General features: G+C 72.0%; 12 protein-coding genes. 2 read left to right on the forward strand and 10 right to left on the reverse strand.

Annotated features, from left to right (window positions below):
• Positions 1-5: 5 nt before the first annotated feature.
• Entirely contained in the window at positions 6-587 is a 582-nt protein-coding gene (locus tag AW271_RS08085) for a TetR/AcrR family transcriptional regulator (RefSeq protein ID WP_245652984.1), read from the forward strand.
• On the opposite strand, the gene AW271_RS08090 is transcribed toward AW271_RS08085, so the two are convergent.
• From AW271_RS08090 to AW271_RS08115, 6 genes are read right to left on the reverse strand one after another with little or no spacing between them, the layout of a single operon-like run.
• The gene (locus AW271_RS08090) at positions 575-2,527 is read right to left on the reverse strand and encodes an acetate--CoA ligase family protein (RefSeq protein WP_062334281.1); all 1,953 of its coding nucleotides are present in this window, start codon (positions 2,525-2,527) and stop codon (positions 575-577) included. The two genes, AW271_RS08085 and AW271_RS08090, sit on opposite strands and share 13 nt — an antisense overlap.
• On the reverse strand, positions 2,524-3,642 hold the full coding sequence (locus AW271_RS08095) for a Glu/Leu/Phe/Val dehydrogenase dimerization domain-containing protein (RefSeq protein WP_062334285.1): 1,119 nt from the start codon (positions 3,640-3,642) through the stop codon (positions 2,524-2,526). The genes AW271_RS08090 and AW271_RS08095 overlap by 4 nt, the downstream gene beginning before the upstream one ends.
• Positions 3,639-5,156, reverse strand: a complete 1,518-nt coding sequence (locus tag AW271_RS08100; RefSeq protein WP_062334289.1) for a thiamine pyrophosphate-binding protein — start codon at positions 5,154-5,156, stop codon at positions 3,639-3,641. Before AW271_RS08100 ends, AW271_RS08095 begins: the two co-directional genes overlap by 4 nt.
• On the reverse strand, positions 5,153-6,319 hold the full coding sequence (locus tag AW271_RS08105) for an acyl-CoA dehydrogenase family protein (protein ID WP_062334293.1): 1,167 nt from the start codon (positions 6,317-6,319) through the stop codon (positions 5,153-5,155). The genes AW271_RS08100 and AW271_RS08105 overlap by 4 nt, the downstream gene beginning before the upstream one ends.
• A complete protein-coding gene (locus tag AW271_RS08110) occupies positions 6,286-7,257 on the reverse strand; it encodes a DMT family transporter (RefSeq protein WP_083976290.1) in 972 nt (323 codons plus the stop codon). The genes AW271_RS08105 and AW271_RS08110 overlap by 34 nt, the downstream gene beginning before the upstream one ends.
• Positions 7,254-8,477: a metal-dependent hydrolase family protein gene (locus tag AW271_RS08115; RefSeq protein WP_083976293.1), complete on the reverse strand. Its 1,224-nt coding sequence runs from the start codon at positions 8,475-8,477 to the stop codon at positions 7,254-7,256. Before AW271_RS08115 ends, AW271_RS08110 begins: the two co-directional genes overlap by 4 nt.
• 75 nt (positions 8,478-8,552) lie before the next feature.
• Here AW271_RS08115 and AW271_RS08120 point away from each other — a divergent pair, with 75 nt between their 5' ends.
• Positions 8,553-10,334, forward strand: coding sequence for a S9 family peptidase (locus tag AW271_RS08120; RefSeq protein WP_062334296.1), 1,782 nt, complete (start codon positions 8,553-8,555; stop codon positions 10,332-10,334).
• Positions 10,335-10,340: 6 nt separating this feature from the next.
• Here the strand turns inward: AW271_RS08120 and AW271_RS08125 are convergent, their stop codons facing one another.
• The 4 genes from AW271_RS08125 to AW271_RS08140 form a co-directional block, all read right to left on the reverse strand.
• Positions 10,341-11,183, reverse strand: coding sequence for a hypothetical protein (locus tag AW271_RS08125; protein ID WP_062334299.1), 843 nt, complete (start codon positions 11,181-11,183; stop codon positions 10,341-10,343).
• Between the two features lie 65 nt (positions 11,184-11,248).
• A complete protein-coding gene (locus AW271_RS08130) occupies positions 11,249-12,781 on the reverse strand; it encodes a glycoside hydrolase family 43 protein (protein ID WP_062334303.1) in 1,533 nt (510 codons plus the stop codon).
• A gap of 90 nt (positions 12,782-12,871) precedes the next feature.
• Positions 12,872-15,742 (reverse strand): endo-1,4-beta-xylanase, encoded by a 2,871-nt coding sequence (locus AW271_RS08135; protein ID WP_062334306.1) that lies wholly within the window; start codon positions 15,740-15,742, stop codon positions 12,872-12,874.
• Positions 15,743-15,826: 84 nt separating this feature from the next.
• Positions 15,827-17,197, reverse strand: coding sequence for a glycoside hydrolase family 5 protein (locus AW271_RS08140; protein ID WP_062334309.1), 1,371 nt, complete (start codon positions 17,195-17,197; stop codon positions 15,827-15,829).
• Between the last annotated feature and the right edge of the window lie 21 nt (positions 17,198-17,218).

Consider the following 17,218-nt stretch of genomic DNA (forward strand, 5'->3'; position numbering starts at 1 on the left):
GCCGAATGCGCAGGGAGGATCTGCTCAAGGTCGCCTGCGAGGTCATCGCGGCCCAGGGATTCGGGCACACCCGGACCGTCGACATCGCCCAGGCGGCGGGGGTGAGCCAGGCGCTGCTCTTCTACCATTTCGAGACGAAGGAGAAACTGTTCGCCGCGGCTTTCGGATACGCGGCCGAACGCGATCTCGACAATCTCGAGGCGCTGCTCGAATCGGCCGGGGGGCCGGTCGACAAACTCCGGGCGATGCTCAAGTTGTATTCGCCGAGCGGCAAGTCGAAATCGTGGGCGCTCTGGATCGACGCGTGGTCGGAATCGATGCGCAACCCGTCTCTCGAAGACGTCTCGCGGGCGCTTGACCTGCGATGGAAGGACGCCCTGCGGGGAATCCTGGCGGCCGGGGCCGAAGAGGGCGTCTTCCGGTGCCCCGACCCCGAAGGGGCGGCGTGGCGGTTGATGTCGCTGATCGACGGGCTGACCGTTCAGGTGACCGTACACAAAAGGATGTTGACCCGGGCGCGGTTGTTCGAGCTGGTGCGCACCGCCGCCGCGGTCGAACTCGGGCTGGCGCCCGATCAGCTGGCGTAGGCGTCGAGCGCGACGCCGTCTTTCAGCGGGTTGACTTCTATTTCGGTGAGCTCCGGATGGGCGTCGAGAATTGTCCCCAGTACGACCATCGCGTGCGCGACGGCGCCGAGGTCGGCGGGCGGGGCGCCGCGCCAGCCGGCCAGCAGACGGGAAACGCGCGTTTCCGCGATCACGTTCTTGGCCTCCTCCCGGGTGAGCGGTGCGAGGGCCGTCACGGTGTCGGCGAGCAGCTCGGCGAGCACTCCCCCGGCGCCGAACGTGACGACCGGCCCCACGTGGGGGTCGCGGTGCGCGCCGACGATCAGCTCCACGCCCGGCGACGTCACCTGCTCCTCCACCCAGAGCGGCAGGCCGCCGAGCCGGGCCCGCATACGCGCCGCCTCCCGGTGGAGCTCCGCCGGATCGCCGATGCCGAGCACGACCCCGCCCACCTCGGTTTTGTGCGCCGGGCCCAGCGCCTTCAGCACCAGCGGGTACGTCAGACCGGGGTCGCCGCCGTCGTCGTAGAGGAGCCCGGCGGGGAAGGCGAGGCCGGCGGCCATGAGCGCGCGGCGAAGGTCGACGAATCCGGAGAGGTCGCCCGACGAAGGCGTCGCCTCCCTCGGACCCGGCGTCGGCGCGTCCCGGCGGGACCTCAGCGCGCTCAGCCCGGTCATGACGGCGTCGATCGTGCCGTGGACGGGCACGCCCGCCGCCCGCAGGAAGTCCACCGTCGGGCCTTCGGGGCGCATCGTGTGGATCAGGCAGGGCCGCGTGGTGAGCGTCTCGGCCAGGTGGGCGGCGGCGGTCAGCTCCGCGCCCTCCAGCGCCGGGCTGTCGGCGGCGTAGCTGGCGAAGTAGCCGGTCAGGACGACCGCGTCGACCTCGGGCGCGACGATCTCCGCGATCCTCGGGTACGTCGCCAGGTCGGCCTCCCCCGCTCCCGCGAGGTCGACGGGGTTCAACAGGCCCGCGCCGGGCGGCAGGAGGGCCCGCAGCGCCTCGACCGTGGCCGGGGTGAACGCCGGGACCTCCAGGCCGAGCCGTTCGGCCAGTTCGGCGGCGACGGCCCCCTGGCCGCCGCTGTCGGCCACCACCGCCACCCGCCGCACAGGCCCTGGGACGGCCAGGCACGCCTGGGCGATGTGGATCGCCTCCTGCGGGGTGCGGGCCCGCAGCACGCCCGCCGCCCGGCACAACGCGTCGACGACCGCGTCGGGGGTGGCGAGCGCGCCGGTGTGGGAGGTGACCGCGCGGCGGCCCGCCGCCGAGCCGCCGACGGTCAGCAGGATCACCGGCTTGCCGCCCGCCAGGGCGATCAGGTCGCGGCCGATCGACAGGTCTTCGAGGTAGAGGACGACGACGCGGGTGTGCGGGGCGGCGACGACCGCTTCGGCCAGCTCCCGGACGCCCAGGTCGGCCGCCGCGCCGACGGAGACGAACCGCGACAGGCCCAGGCCCTCCTTCGCGGCCAGGTAGCCGAGTTCGAGGCCGACCGAGCCGCTCTGCGAGACGACGCCGATCGGGCCGGGGGTCAGCGTGCCCCAGGTGAGGGCCAGGGCGGCGGCGGAGTCGTACACCCCCATGCTGGTCGGGCCCACCAGACGGGCGCCCGCCGAGCGCACCCGCCCGGCCAGCGCGGGCAGGCCGCCGGGGTAGGCGACCCCGGCGGTGATGGCGACGAGGTGGCGGGCGCCGGCGTCGAGGGCGTCGCCGACGACCTGCTCGTAGGTGTGCGGCGGGGTCGCGATGGCGACCAGGTCGGGGGTCTGGGGGAGCTCGCGCAACGAGCGGTGGGTGGCGTGGCCGAGGACGTCGGCGCCCCGGGCGTTCACCAGGTGCACCGGCCGGCGCGACGCCCCGCTCAGGGCGCCCCTGGCCAGCCAGTAGCCCCATTTGGCCGGGTCGCCGGACGCGCCGACGACGGCGACCGAGCGGGGGTCGAACAGGGCCTCGGTCATCGCCCGGCCGCCATGTTGCGGGCGCTCAGGTCGTGGGCGACCTCGCGCGGGGTGCGGGCCGGGTCGGACATGATCTCGGTCGTCACCCGGCGCATCCAGGAGCGGATCTTCGCGAAGGCGGCGTCGGCGTCGGCCGGGACGTCGCCGAACAACGTCCACCACCACCAGGAGTTGGTCGCCGAGTTGGCCACCACGTCCGGGACGACCACCACTCCCCTGTCGGCGAGCAGCCGCTCGGCCTCGGGGGTGACCGGCACGTTGGCCGCCTCCACCACCAGCCGGGCCCGCACCCGGGGGGCCTCTTCGGCCCCGACGCAGTAGGAGACGGCGGCCGGGATCAGCAGGTCGCAGTCGACGTCGAGCCACTCGTCCCGGGGCCGTTTCGCGCCGGGGACGCGGCCGAACGGGTCGCGGGCGCGCAGCAGCGCCTCCACGTCGAGGCCGCCGGGATCGGCCAGCAGGCCGTCGGCGTCGGCGACGCCGACGATCCGCACCCCCGCCCGCGCCAGGAACCGCGCCGTCGCGCCGCCCATGGAGCCGAAGCCCTGGACGACCGCCGTCGGATTCCGGATGCCCAGGCGGTCGAGCGCCGTCAGGGCCGACCCGGCCACGCCGCAACCACCCGCCAGGTCGCCCAGGCCGATGCCGTCGACGGTGACGGCGAAGGCGGCGTCCAGGCGCTTCAGGGCCGTGTCGGGATCGTCGAGCAGCGGCAGGACGGCGTCGATCGAGGTGCGCAGCCCGGCCGCGTGACAGGCCGCCTCGATCGCCTCCTGTCGCAGCCCGAGGTCCTCACCGGTCGCCCAGTAGGTCGCCAGCAGGGGCTTCATCGCGGCGACGTAGCGGTGCAGCATCCCGGTGGCCTCCGGGTCGAGCGGGTCGCAGTCGATGCCGCCCTTCGCCCCGCCGAGCGGCTGGTAGGCCAGCCCCGGCTCGTAGGCGATGGCCTCCTTCCGCGACATGCCCCGCGCCAGGTCGGCGACCTCGTCGAGGGTCACCCCGGCGCGCATCCGCAACCCGCCGCTGGCGACCCCCCGGCCCAGCCGGTCGATGACGAGGTAGCCGGGCCGGCCGGTGACGTCGTCGGTCCAGACGACCTGGAGGAACGGGCTCATGACTGCTCCTGGATGACGATCACCGTGGGGCGGTCGGCGGCGAACGCCGCGCCGATCTCACCCGCCAGGTCGTGCGGACACGCGACGCCCCGGGCACCGAAGGCCCGGGCGAGCTGGACGAAGTCGGGGCCGTGCAGGTCGACGGCCACCGGGGCCATGGGCCGGGCCGCCATCTCGGCCCGGATCTCGCCGTAACCGCCGTTGACGGCGACGACGATCGGCAGGTTGAGCCCGAGCTCCACGGCGGTGGCCAGCTCCTGGACGCTGAACTGAAGCGCGCCGTCCCCGGCGAGCACGCAGACGGGCAGGTCCGGGTTCGCGACCTTGGCGCCGACGGCGGCGGGGAGCGCGTAGCCGAGGGTGCCGAAGCCGGTGGGGAACAGGAAGCGGTGCGGGAGGGCGGCCAGGGCGCCGTAGTAGCAGAACATCGAGTTGTCGGCGGCGATGACGGCGTGGTCGGGGAGGGCCCTGGCGATGGCTTCGAGTTCGGCGCGCCAGGGGGCGGAGAGGGCGGCGCGTTCTTCGCCGATCCGGCGGACGACCTCAGCGAGGTCGGTGCGGGGTGCGTGATCCGGCCGCACCGTGTTCGCCACGAGTGTGGCCAGGGCTGGGAGGGCGGTTTCCGCGCGGGCGGTGATGGGGATCGTCGCGTCCGTCGTCTGGGCCGGGTCGACGTCGACGCGGATGAGGGTGCCCTCGTAGACGAAGTCCGTCCACAGATCCGAGGGGGCCAGTTCGGTGCCCACCGCCACCAGGACGTCGCAGGAGTTCAGCCACGCCTGGGTGGCCTTCAGGAAGAGCCCCGGGCCGAGGTTGCGGGCATGCGTCGGGAGGATGCCCGTCCCGTTGATGGTGGTGACGATCAGGGCGTCCACGGCCTCGGCGAGCCGGAGGGCCGCCTCGCCCGCGTTCCGGGCGCCGCCGCCCAGCACGATGCCCACCCGTCGGGCCCCGGCCAGGGCCGCCGCCGCCTCCGGGAGGCCGCCCCGCCCCGGGAGGGTCACCTCGCCCTCGGCGTCGAGGAGGTCGGCCGGGATCTCGATGTGCACGGGCCTCGGGCGGCCCGCCGCGAAGAAGGTGAACGCCGCCGCCAGCGCCGACGAGATCTCGGCCACGGTGGTCACGCGGTGGCTCCAGGCGCAGACGGCGTCCATCGCCGCCGACTGGTTCTTCGTCTCGTGCAGGTAGCCGGTGCTCCGGCGCGGATGCGTCGTCGGCACGCCGGGTGAGATCAGCAGCAGCGGGATCGAGTCGGAGTAGGCCTGCCCGGCCGCCGCGATGGCGTTGAGGATGCCGGGGCCGGTCGTGGTCAGCACGACCCCGGGACGGCCCGAGATCCGGGCGTAGCCGTCGGCGGCGTAGCCCGCTCCCTGTTCGTGCCGGGGGGTGACCAGCCGGGTGCCCTGGCGGGCGAGGGCGTCGTACAGGGCGAGGTTGTGGGTGCCTGGGATGCCGAAGACCGTGTCGACCCCGTGGGCGGCCAGGGTGGCCGCGACCGCCGTCGCGCCCGTCATGAGCGGGCCAGCGAGCGGGAGATGATCAGCCGCTGGATGTCGGAGGTGCCCTCTTCGAGCTCCTCCAGTTTGGCGTCGCGCAGCCACTTCTCCACGAGGAACTCCCGCGAGTACCCCCAGCCGCCGAACGTCTGCATCGCCGCCCACGCGCACCACACCGCGTTCTCCGAGGCCGTCAGCTTGGCGATCGCGGCCTCCTCGGTGATCGGGTGGCCGAGGTCGTGGAGGTCGGCGGCCCGGCGGGTCAGCAGCGCCGACACGTCGGTCCTGGCGGCCATGTCGGCGAGCCGGAACGCCACCGCCTGGTGGCCGATGATGGGCGTGCCGAACTGCTCCCTCTCCTTCGCGTACGCCAGCGCCGCGTCCAGGGCGGCGCGCGACAACCCCGTGCAGGCGGCGGCGATGAGCACCCGGGAGGCGTCGAAGGTCCGCATCAGCCCCCGGAACCCCTGCCCCTCCTCGCCGAGGCGGTCGGCCACCGGCACGCGCACCCCGTCGAGGAAGAGCTCCGCGCACGCGATGCCGCGCTGCCCCATCTTCGGCATCGGCGACCCGACGGTGAGACCGGGCGTGTCGCGGTGCACGACGAAGGCCGTCACCCCCTTGGAGCGGGTGCCGGGCGCGACGGTCGCGAAGACGACGAACCACTCGGCGAAGGGCGCGTTGGAGATCCACGTCTTCTGGCCGGTCAGCACGTAGTGGTCGCCGTCGCGCCCGGCCCGGGTGGTGATGGCGGCCGCGTCGGAGCCGACGCCGGGCTCGGTGGTGGCCAGCGCGGTCAGGGGCGGGTCGTCACCGGTCAGCGGCGCGAGCAGCCGTTCCTGCTGGGCCGGCGTGCCGAGCTCCAGCACCGGCCCGGCGAAGAACCCCCCGGACGTGATCAGGTTGCCGATCGAGATGTCGCCGTGGCAGAGCTCCTCCTGCACCAGGCACTGGGTGACCAGGTCGGTGACCCCGCCCCCGCCGAACTCCTCGGGGATCATGAACGAGGTCAGCCCGGCCGCCGCCGCCTTCGCCCAGACGTCCCCGGGGAAGACGTGATCGCCTTCGTCGACCTCCCGCGCCCGGGGCCGGATCTCCTCGGCGGCGAACCTGCGGGCCAGCGCGACGACGTCGGCCTGCTCCGCGCTCAGCTCGCGGCCGAGACGGGGGACTCTGGGCATGGTCTCTCCTCGGGTACGGGCCGGGCCACGATCCCCATGGCGGCCAGCATGCAGCCGCCCCCGACGAGGACGGTCCAGGTGAGCGGCTCGCCGTACAGGACGGCGGCGAACGCGGTCGCCCACACGGGCTCGACCGCGATGACGACGGCGGCGGCGGTCGGCGGCACGTGCGCCTGCGCCCACGTCTGCGCGAGGAACGTGCCGGCCCCGGCGATCGTGGCGAGGTAGACGACCCCGGTCCAGTCGACGGCGTTCTGCGGCAGGGTGATCCCGCCGGGCGCGGCGGCGACGGTCATGACGACGGCCAGCGTGAGGATCTGCACCACGGAGAGCGCGTACGCGTCCTGCGGCCGCGACCACTTCCCGAGCGCGACCAGATGGACGGCGTACAGCGCCGCCGACACGGCGGTCAGCGCCACCGCGCCCGCGGGCGCGCCGGCCGGCCCGCTGAGCAGGCTGAACGAGGCGGTGCCGACGGTGGCCAGCCCGACGGCCGCCCAGGTCGACCGCCCGACCCGCGTCTTCAGCCAGACCAGCGCGATCAGCGGCGTCATCACGAGATAGGACCCGGTGACGAACCCGGACACCGACGACGGGAGCTCGGCCAGCCCGATGGTCTGCAGCGTCAGCGCGACCCCGTAGACGAGCCCGAGCAGCGCGCCGACCGCCCACAACCGGGCGGGCAGATGGCGCAGCGCTTTCGGCCGGATGGCGACCAGGACCACCACGGCGATGCCGAACCGCGCGGCGTAGAGGTCGGCGATGGGAAGCCGCGCGACGAGGTCCTTGGTCAGCGGGAACGTCGATCCCCAGATGGCGGTGACCGACACCAGCGCGAGGACGCCCAGGTGATAGTGACGCCTGCCCGACCCCCCGGACGGCGCAGCCGCCAAGCCGCCACCGATCGCCGACGCTTCGGGCTGTTCGCGGATGGTCATGGAGACGCCCGCAGGGTGTTCTTGACCACCTCGCCGCCCTTCATCACGAACGCCACGTCGGCGAACTTCGTGATGTCGAGCTCTCCGGGCACGGCGACCAGATCGGCGTACAGACCAGGAGCGATGGACCCCACCCGGTCGTCCCACCCCATGCACTCCGCGCTGGTCAGCGTCGCCGCCTTCAGCGCCTGGATCGGGGTCAGCCCGTGGCCGACCATCGTGGCCAGTTGCCGCCCCTGGAGCCCGTGGGGGAAACCGCCCGCGTCGGTGCCGAAGCCGATCTTCACCCCGGCCCGGACCGCCGTGCGGAACCCCTCGCGCTGGGCCTCGGCGGTCTCGTCGTTCTTGCGGAGTTGTTCGGCGTCGTAGCCCTGCGACGGGCCCGTCTCGCGGATCCAGTCGGCCCACCAGATGTCGGCCGACAGGTAGGTCCCGTGGGCGGCCATCAGGTCGGCGGCCTCCTCGTCGAGGAAGCAGGCGTGCTCGATCGACCGCACCCCGGCGCGCACGGCCCGCTTGATGCCCTCGGCGCCGTGGGCGTGCGCGGCGACGTACCGGCCGTACCAGGACGCCTCCTCGACGGCGGCGCGCATCTGCGCCTCGGTCAGCTCGGGCGCGCCGGGGACGGTCCCGTTGGCGAGCACCGCGCCGGTGGCGATCAGCTTGATCAGGTCGGCTCCGTGGAAGACGATCTCGCGGACCCGCTCCCGGATGTCGTCCACCGACCGCGTCTCGCCGAACCGGAACTCCTTCGGCACCTCGACGTCGTGGGCGAACCCGGTCAGCATCCCGCCGCCGCCGCGAACGGTCACGTAGGCCCCGGCGACCGCCATGCGCGGGCCGAGCACGTGCCCGGCGTCGATGGCGTCGCGCAGCGCGACGTCGACGAACGCCCGGAAGGTGCCGACGTCGCGGACGGTGGTGAACCCGGCGAGCAGCGTGTCGCGGGCGTTGGGGATGGAGGCGAACGCCTGCCGGGCGGCGCTGTGCTTGAGCTCCTGGGCGTAGTCGCCGCACGCCGCCACCCCGACGAGATGGGTGTGCAGGTCGATCAGCCCGGGGGCCACGGTGACGTCGCCGAGGTCAAGGACCTCTCCGGCGAACCCGGCGGCGGGACCCGTCGAGACGATCCGGTCACCCTCGACGACGACGAGCTGATCGGTCAGCAGCCGCTCGCCGACGACGTCGACGAGCCGGGCGCACCGCACCGCTCTGGCCACCGGTCCTCCCCTCCTGTTTTACTGAGTCGCTACTCAAACACAGCAGGGTTTACCTTGGCAATAACGGGAGAACCGATGCGACCGAAGGACCTGGCGACCGACCGTCTGCTCACCGAACTGACCGTCTCGCCCGACGGCTCCCACGTCGCCGTCGTCGAACGCCGCGTCGTCGCCGGCCGCGAACGCCACCGCCTCCTGCTGGTCCCGACGGCCGGCGGCCGGCCCAGGGTGCTCACCGCCGAGGCGTCCGCGCCGTCGTTCTCTCCTTCCGGTGCGTCCATCGCCTACCTGTACAAGAACCAGGTCCGGGTACGCCCCCTCGACGGCGGCCCCGCCCGCACGGTGACGGCGTTCAAACGGGGCGTCGTCGAGTTCGCCTGGCTCGACGAGACCCGCTTCGCCGTCCTGGCCCCCGACGACGGTTCACCGGCCGACGACGTCGCCCGGGTGATCCGCCGCCTCGACTGGCGCGAGGAGGGCCACGGCCTGCGCCTCCATCCGACGCACGTCCACGTGGTCGGCGACGAGGTGACCCGGCTGACCGCCGGGAACTGGTGGGCGTCGTGCCTGCGCGTGCACGGCGAGAAGATCGGCTTCATCGCCGACCCGGACGGCGACGACCGCGACCCCCACCCCCAGGTCCACGAGGTGACCCTGACCGGCGAGCTGACGCGGCGCACCGCCCTGGACGGCCCGGTCGTGCGCTTCACCTACACCGAGCAGGGCGACGTCGTCGCGGTCGCGCCCCCGGTCCGCCGCCCGACCGACTGGGACCCGGAGACCGTCTGGCACGAGACCGAGCCGCTGACCGCCCACCTGGACCGGTTCGCCGGCCAGGCCCCCACCACCGACGAACGCCTGACGGTCGTCTGCGACGACGGCCGCGAATACGCCCACGACCTGAGAACCGGCCGGGACCTGACCCCGAGGGAGCTCGACCCGGTGGTGCACGCCCTGGCCGAAGGCGGCGGCGTCGTCTGCGCCATCGTGTCGTTCGGCGGCGCGGCCCGACCGGACCTCTACCGCCTCGACCCGCTCGAACGCCTCATGTCATCGGGCTCGGCCTGGCTGGCGAAACACCCCGCGCCCGTCGAGCGGGAGATCGAGGTCGCCGGCATCCAGGTCTTCCTCACCGCCCCGCCCGGCACCGACCTCGACACCGCCCGCGGCCTCCCCACGGTGCTGGCCCTGCACGGCGGCCCGGCGTGGGCCTGGCCCGTCGCCCCCGACTCCGACGCGCTGCTGCTGGCGTCGGCGGGCTACCTGGTCGTGCGCCCCAACATCCGGGGCTCCTTCCACCGGGGCCGCGCGTGGGGCGACGCGCTCGGCGCGGACTGGGGCGGCCCCGACGCCGCCGACTGCCACACCGTCGTCGACCACCTGACGGAGTCGGGCCTGGCCGGGAAGGTGGCCTGCTACGGCAACTCCTACGGAGGCTTCCTGGTCAACTGGCTCATCGGCGTCAGCGACCGCTTCGCCGCGGCCATCAGCCAGAACGGGGTGACGAACCAGGTGTCGGGCTTCGCCGCCTGCGATCTGGGAGCCGTCTACGACGTGGATTCGGGCCTGGGCGACACCTGGACGGAAGAGGGCGTCGACCGCCTATGGAAGATCAGCCCCCTGCGCAACGTGGCGGGAATCAGCACACCGCTGCTGCTCCTGCAGGGAGAACAGGACTACCGCTGCCCGCCGTCGGACGCCGAGCAGATGTTCGTGGCACTGCGACGGTTGAGGAGGGATGTGGAGTACGTCCTCTATCCGGACTCGGGCCACTCGATGACCCACGACGCCCGCCTGGATCGACGCATCGACCGCTCAGAGAGGATGCTCCACTGGCTCAACCGCCACCTGCGCTGAGGATCGCTAGACGAACAACTCAGCCGCGTCGTCGACCAGAGCCGCCCGGACGACCAGGTCGCTGAGGCGCTCGGGCTCGGCGCACCCGGTGATGCGGGCGCGCTGCTCGTCGGTCAGCACGATCTTCCGCGCTTCGAGCACGGCCAGCACGTCGGCGACGCCCTGCTCGACCCGGCCCACTCCGACGTACTTCTTGCCGGTCGGGCTGTTGACCGGCCAGTTGGTGAGCATGAACTCCTCCATGTTCGCCTTCACCGCCATGGCGGCGAGTTGGTGGGTGTATTCATAGTACGACGCAGCGTCACCGGGAGGCAGGTCCTTGAAGCCGCGCATGATGTCGGCCGCGACCTCGCGGTCGGCGCCGTGGGCCATCAGAGACAACACCGCGAGATGCGGGTTCTCCGCCGCCTGGGCGCGACCCATCACCGGGATGTCGTCGGGCCCGACGGCGAGGGGGTCGAGATAGAAGGTCTCGAGTTCGGTGGGCATCCGGGTGGCGGCCCAGCGGGCGGTGCGCCGGTCGGGGCAGACGACCACGACGTGGACGGGGCAGTCGAGGTGCAGCCACACCGCGGCCGCGTAGCGCGGTAACTGGCGGGCCTTGGCCTCCGAGGGCTGCAGCTGCATCTCGACGATCAGCGCCGCGTAGGGCTCCCGCTCGGGGCCGAGCGTGAGCAGCAGGTCGGGACGGAGCTCCTTGGAGACGCGGTCGCTGAGTTCGAGCTGGTGTGCCCGGACGGGGAGACCGTCGGGCACCTCCAGCAGTTTGGCCCGCCTGACCAGGTCGAGGGCGAGCTGCGGCCGTTCTCGGAAGAGCTGGTTGAGTGAATCGTGTTGTGTTGTCGGCACGTGTCAGGAAGTTACCGACCGATCACCGTGCGCGCAGCCGATTCACTAGAACAGTCGATCGAATCTCAGAGTGCCCGATAGTCATACCAGGCAAAATGCGCCGAATTCGAGCTCTCCCGCCCCTCCGACGTCGCGTACAGAGCGATCATGGCGCCGATGAAGCCCCCCGCCACCGTCGAGCTCAGGATGCGCCCGTCGAGCACCGGGCCCAGGGACTGCCACTCCCCCGGGGCGAGGGCGTAACGGGCCTGGTAGTCCTGGCCGTGGGCCTCGAAGCCCAGCCACACGCGGCCCCCGGGGGCGGCGGTCCACCCGGCCAGGGTGTCGACGCCTTCGGCGCGGTGGACGAGTTCGAGGGCGCCGGCGCGCAGTGACAGGCGGATGTGGAAGTCGTCGTTCTGGATGAGGGCCAGGCCGGCGTGCTCCCCCTCGCCGGGTGTGAAGGCGAGTTCGGCGCAGGCCGCGAAGTCGACGTGGGCCTGCGGGCGGGCCACCAGGCTGGGGTTGCCGTGTCCGGTCAGGCCGGGCGGGCGCACCTTCAGGGTCAGGCCGTCGCCGACCGTCCAGAAGGTCTCGCGCGGGGTGCGGAGGAACTGCCAGGCCGGGGCGAGCCGGTCGAAGTGGTCGCACGCCGGGGTGGCCGGCCACCGGTGGACGGGCAGCGAGGGGCCGGCGAAGTCGAGGGTCACCTCGTCGAAGACGGGCCATTCGTCCTCCCACCGCACCCGGGTCAGGAAGGTCTCCCGGCCCAGGTTGTAGCCGTGTTCCCGGCGCACGGAGGCCATGTCGGGCGGGGTGGTGTCGGTGCCGCCGTACGGGCGGGTGGCCAGCAGGACCGACCACCACTCGCCGTCGGGGGTCTCGACCAGGTCGGGGTGGCCCGTTGAGGTGATGGGGTGGCGCAGGCCCAGGTGGCGGTGGGTCAGCACGGGGTTGCGCGGGTTGCCGGCGTAGGGTCCGGTGATCGACCGGGAGCGGGCCACCATGACGGCGTGGTCCTCGGCGGTGCCGCCCTCGGAGGTCAGCAGGTAGTACCAGCCGCCCGACTTGTAGATGTGGGGGCCCTCGGCCCAGATGCCGCCGCGCAGGTGGGGCGTCCAGATGACGTGTTCGTCGCCGACGAGCTTGAGCGAGGTCAGGTCGAGTTCGCGGAGCCAGATCTCGGTGTCGCCGTCGTACTCCTTGTTCTCGCGTTCGCGGGTGCCGTGCATCCAGCAGCGGCCGTCGTCGTCGAAGAACAGGGAGGGGTCGAAGCCTCGGGTCTCGGGGAACCAGACCGGCTCGGTCCACGGCCCTTCGGGCGAGGTGGCGGTGACCAGGAAGTTGCCGGCCGTCTCCATCAGCGTCGTGATCATGTAGAAGACGCCGTCGTGGTGGCGGATGGTCGGGGCGAAGATGCCCGCCGACGGCTTGAGGCCGTCGAGGTCGAGGTCGTGGCAGACGTGGCCGAGCTGCCGCCAGTGCGTCAGGTCGCGGCTGTGGAAGATCGGGACGCCGGGGAACCACTCGAACGACGAGGTCACCAGGTAGTAGTCGGCGCCGACGCGGCAGATCGAGGGGTCGGGGTGGAAGCCGGAAAGGATCGGATTGGCGGACACCGGCGGGAGCCTCCGGGCTTTCTTGAGTGGCGCCGGGCCCCGCACGCTGCGGAAGGCGGGGCCCGGCGCCAGAACCTATTGGACCATGCACTACTTACCGAGCCGTAGCACTCCCCATCGCGCCGTGGACAGATAGCTCTGTCCGGTCGGGTCGTGCCAGGTCACCGCCGCGGTACGGGCGGCGCCGGTGGCGTCGTTGATCTGCACGTCGAAGCCGACGACCCGGTCGCGCGCCAGGGTCACGGTGGGCAGCTTGATCGCCGCCTCGACGATGTAGCCGGTGGAGGTGCGCGACACGGCGCTGGTCAGGTTGCCGCGGATCGCGAAGGCGTCGAAGGTGCCGCCGATCGACTCCGCGCCCGTGAAGGAGATCCGGTACTGGCCGTCGTCGTCGTCATAACCCTTGGTCTTGTTGTTCTCCGGGTCGACGAAGATCTCGACGCTGTCCTCCTCCCACACGTTCGGCGACTCGTCGCTGAGGACGGGGTCGGTGACCTTCGCCAGCACGTACAGCACGCCCGACGGCGACCACAACGCCCGCACCTTGGCCGTCGCGCCCGACGTGCCCTGGATCCAGGTGCCGGTGTCGACCGGGGTGGCCTTGTTCCAGACCGCCTCGGCGACGCCGTCGACGACCGGGGTCTCCTTCGGCGCGGTGAACTCCCTGACCTCGGGGACGAACGTCAGGGTCCCGCTGTAGACCGCGTCGGGGCCGGTGGCGGCGTCGTCGACGGTCAGGTCGAGGGTGGTGGCCGATCCCGACGGCAGCAGGGCCTCGGCCTGCCAGCCCCCGTCGGTCTTCTTGGTGTGCGCCTTGAAGCCCTGGGCGTGGGTGCCGCCGCGCTGGATCTTGTACGTCGCCGGCCCGAGCCTGAGCGTCAGGGAGTCGGTCGTGTCGTTGGTCGCGTCGGTGACGTCCGCGAAGACGTACACGCCCGAAGGGGCCTTTCGCAGTTGGAAGGAGGCCGACACCGACCCGGACCGGGCCACGGGCTGGTCCGGCTGCCGGTCCCACTGCTCGTCGCGTTTGCCGTCGACGGTGACGGTCCCGGCCGGCACGACCAGGGCGAGCCGCGACGCGGGCAGCTTCGTCGGGTCGGCGATGCCCCAGAAGGCGGGCTTGGCCTGGAGTTCGTCGTCGAAGGGCAGCGGCGCGTTGACGCGGTTGATCGGGAAGGTCGACAACCAGGTCTCGTCGTCGGCGACGCCCCAGATGGTCACCGAGGTCAGCTTGGCGGCCTGGCGGCGGAAGACGTCGAAGATCTCCTTGTAGCGCCGTCCCTGCTGCGCGAGCACCTCTGCGGGCACCGTCGCGTAGCTCGACACGAAGTCGGTGTAGACCGACACGTCGAGCTCGGTGACCTGCTGCTCCACGCCGAGCGTCGCGAACCGCTCGATGGAGTCCTCGATGAAGTACGCCGGCGGCTGCTCGATGTTGACGTGGAGCTGGTGGCCGACGGCGTCGATGGGCACGCCCTCGTCGCGGAGCTGCTTGACGACCTTGTACATCGCCTCCCGCTTGCGCGGGAACTCGGTGTTGTAGTCGTTGAACACCAGCGTCGCGGCGGGGTCGACCTCGCGGGCGACCCGGAACGCGGTGCGGATGTAGTCGAGGCCGGTGATCTCGAACCACGGCGAGCGGCGCAGGCCGTCGGGCTGGTTCTCGTCGATGACCTCGTTGACGACGTCCCAGGTGCCGATGCGGCCCTTGTAGCGGCCCATCACGGCGCGGATGTGGTTCTCGACGCGCTGGAGCAGGACCTCCTTGGTCGCGCCCTCGAAGACCCACGCGGGGGTCTGGCTGTGCCAGACGAGGGTGTGGCCGCGGAACTCCAGGCCGTTCTCGGTGGCGAAGTCGACCAGGGCGTCACCGTCGTCGAAGGTGAACCGCCCCTCTTCGGGCTCGGTGGCGTCCCACTTCAGCGAGTTGCCGGGGGTGACGCTCCCGAAGTGCCTGCCGATCAGCTTGGCGTGCTCGCCGAGCGTCGCGCCCCGGTAGAAGGCCGCGCCCAGGGTGAAGGGCACGGTGTCCTTGAGCGAGGGGATGTCGGTCTGGATGGGCTTCGGCTCGATGTACTCGAGCGTGAAGTCGTCGATCTCGAACGGGAGCGTGCCCTCGCCCGACTCGACGTAGACGCTCAGGAAGTCGACGTCGTGCGCGAGGGTGTAGGTCCCGGTCAGCCGGGTCCAGCCGGTCACGGCCACCGGCGCGGCGACGCGCTCGTACGACGGCGTGCCGTTCTGCCGCCGCTCGATCGACAGGCCGAGCGACTGGGCCTCGGCGCTGCGCACCCAGACCGACAGCGTGTACTTCGAGCCCTTGGCCAGCTTGCCCAGGACGTTCAGCGACGGGCCGTCCCACGACGCCTGGCGGTTGGTCACGGCGAGGCCGTACGCCCCCGCGTGCGCGGCCGCGCCGGACGCCGTCAGCGTCGCCCCGCCGCGCGGGTTCCAGCCCTGCGCGGTCCCCGTCTCGAAGTCGGTGGACAGGCCCGACTGCGTGGGGTCGCCATCGGCCGTGATGACGATGTCGTCGACCGTGAACTCGGCGGTCGCGTCGGCGCTCTCGAAGTAGAGGTTCAGGGCCGAGTCGGCCGAGAAGCTGTACGACCCGGCGAGCTCGGTGAACTGACCGGGGGCCGACGTGGCCGCGCCGACGCGCTCCCAGGTCGTCGAACCGCCCGCGGGCGTGCGCTCGACGGTCAGGGCGACCGCCCCGGACACTTTCGCGGTGACGTTGTAGGTCACGCCCTTCTCGAAGGGCGGGGTGATCTGGGCGCCCATCCAGTTCTGGGTGCGCCCGGTGACGCGCAACGCGCCGGTGGAGGTGTCGAGCACGACCCCGTCGCCGCGCGGGCCCCAGCCCTGGGCGCCGGAGGAGAAGTCGTAGGAGGCGATGGTGGTGACATCCGCCCTGGCCGGGACGGCCAGGCATAACAGGACGAGCAGCGAGGCCGTCACGGCACGGAAGGAGCGACCCATGGTCGGCCGAAGGCCGGCCGTGGGTCGCGCCCTGGAATCTGCCTCAATGAGCAAGGGGGTCTCCTAGTGCAGGTTCTCGTGGAGCAGGTCGAGCAGGGGCCGGCGCCGGGCGCACGAGGCCAGGGCGAAGGAGTCGGCCAGGGCCAGCAGTTCGTCGTCGGAGCGGCCGCGGAACACCTCCGCGTACTCGGGGACGAGCGCCTGGGCGATGAGGATGTGCCGGATGAGGTCGTCGATCTGGTAGCGGGCGCCCCAGGGGTAGGGGTCCCAGGAGGGGAACTCGGTCTCCATGAGCTGGTGCAGCGGCGTCAGTTCCGCCGTGCTCTCCTCCATGGTCGAACCCCACCGGTCGGCCCCGAGACGGCCCTTCTTGGCGATGAAATCGCCGAAGACGCCGATGTAAGGTTCACCGGCCGTCACGAGTCCCTGGAGACCGACGTCCTTGTACGTCCACAGCGACCACCCCGCCGAATGCGCGTCGAAGATCTCCAGCTGGTCGCGCAGGATCTGGTAGCGCTGCGCGTCGACGTCGGCGTTTCCGGTGTAGACGGGGCCGAACTCGCCCACCCAGATCGGGGTGCCGGTCTCGCGCTGGAACACCGTGCGCTTCTCGAAGGTGGCCTCCAGGGTCGAGCGGTCGACCCATTCGCCGCGTGTCTCGCCGGGGTAGGGGCCGCCGTGCGCGAACCCGGCCAGGGCGTAGTCGTGGCAGACGAAGACCGTGTTCTCGTACACCTCGCGGAAGATCGAGAAGTCGGTCGAGTAGGTGTTGCCGTCGAGGAACAGCACGTGGCCGGGGTCGACCGCGCGGATCGCCTTGACCAGGCGGTCGTAGTAGGGGCCGACGACCCGCCCGTGCACGTCGCCGGGCTCGTTGATGGGGTTGTAGCCGGCCACCCACGGGTTGTCCTTGTAGCGGTCGGCCATGGCCTCCCACAGGTGCACCGCGCGGTCCTGGAACTGGCGGTAGTTCCAGAAGTTGGCGATGTGGGTGGGGTTGTCGGAGTGCCAGTGCTGGTTCTGGCTGCCCGGCAGGGCGTGCAGGTCGATGACGCTGTAGATGCCGCGTTCGCCCAGCAGGCCGATGACCCGGTCGAGGTGGCGGAAGCCGTGTTCGATGATCTCGAACGGCCGGTCGTCCGACTCGAAGTGGTGGTAGTTGACCGGGATCCGGACGCAGTTCATGCCCAGGTCCCGTAAGAGGTCGGCGTCCTCGGGGCCGAAGAACGAGGTCAGCAGGCGGTCGAAGAACAGCTCCGAACGCTCCTCACCGAGGACCTCCCGGACGGCCGACCGCATGGACGACTCGTTGGCCGAGTAGCCGGTGATGAAGTTCTCCATGTTGAGCCAGCCGCCGAGCCCGACGCCACGAAGGCGCACCGGACGCCCGGACGGGTCGACGAGGTGAGATCCGGACACGCGCAGGTCGGGCATCGCTTCCCCTTGAAAGTTTCG

The sequence above is a fragment of the Herbidospora sakaeratensis genome (assembly GCF_001570525.1).
GTDB classification, from domain to species: Bacteria; Actinomycetota; Actinomycetes; order Streptosporangiales; family Streptosporangiaceae; genus Herbidospora; species Herbidospora sakaeratensis.

What these genes read in the sequence shown, in the direction of transcription:
- AW271_RS08100 (WP_062334289.1), bottom strand. Translation starts at nt 5,156, where the DNA reads ATGACGGGCGCGACGGCGGTCGCGGCCACCCTGGCCGCCCACGGGGTC.
- AW271_RS08140 (WP_062334309.1), bottom strand. Translation starts at nt 17,197, where the DNA reads ATGCCCGACCTGCGCGTGTCCGGATCTCACCTCGTCGACCCGTCCGGG.
- AW271_RS08095 (WP_062334285.1), bottom strand. Translation starts at nt 3,642, where the DNA reads ATGAGCCCGTTCCTCCAGGTCGTCTGGACCGACGACGTCACCGGCCGG.
- AW271_RS08105 (WP_062334293.1), bottom strand. Translation starts at nt 6,319, where the DNA reads ATGCCCAGAGTCCCCCGTCTCGGCCGCGAGCTGAGCGCGGAGCAGGCC.
- AW271_RS08120 (WP_062334296.1), top strand. Translation starts at nt 8,553, where the DNA reads ATGCGACCGAAGGACCTGGCGACCGACCGTCTGCTCACCGAACTGACC.
- AW271_RS08110 (WP_083976290.1), bottom strand. Translation starts at nt 7,257, where the DNA reads ATGACCATCCGCGAACAGCCCGAAGCGTCGGCGATCGGTGGCGGCTTG.
- AW271_RS08090 (WP_062334281.1), bottom strand. Translation starts at nt 2,527, where the DNA reads ATGACCGAGGCCCTGTTCGACCCCCGCTCGGTCGCCGTCGTCGGCGCG.
- AW271_RS08085 (WP_245652984.1), top strand. Translation starts at nt 6, where the DNA reads ATGCGCAGGGAGGATCTGCTCAAGGTCGCCTGCGAGGTCATCGCGGCC.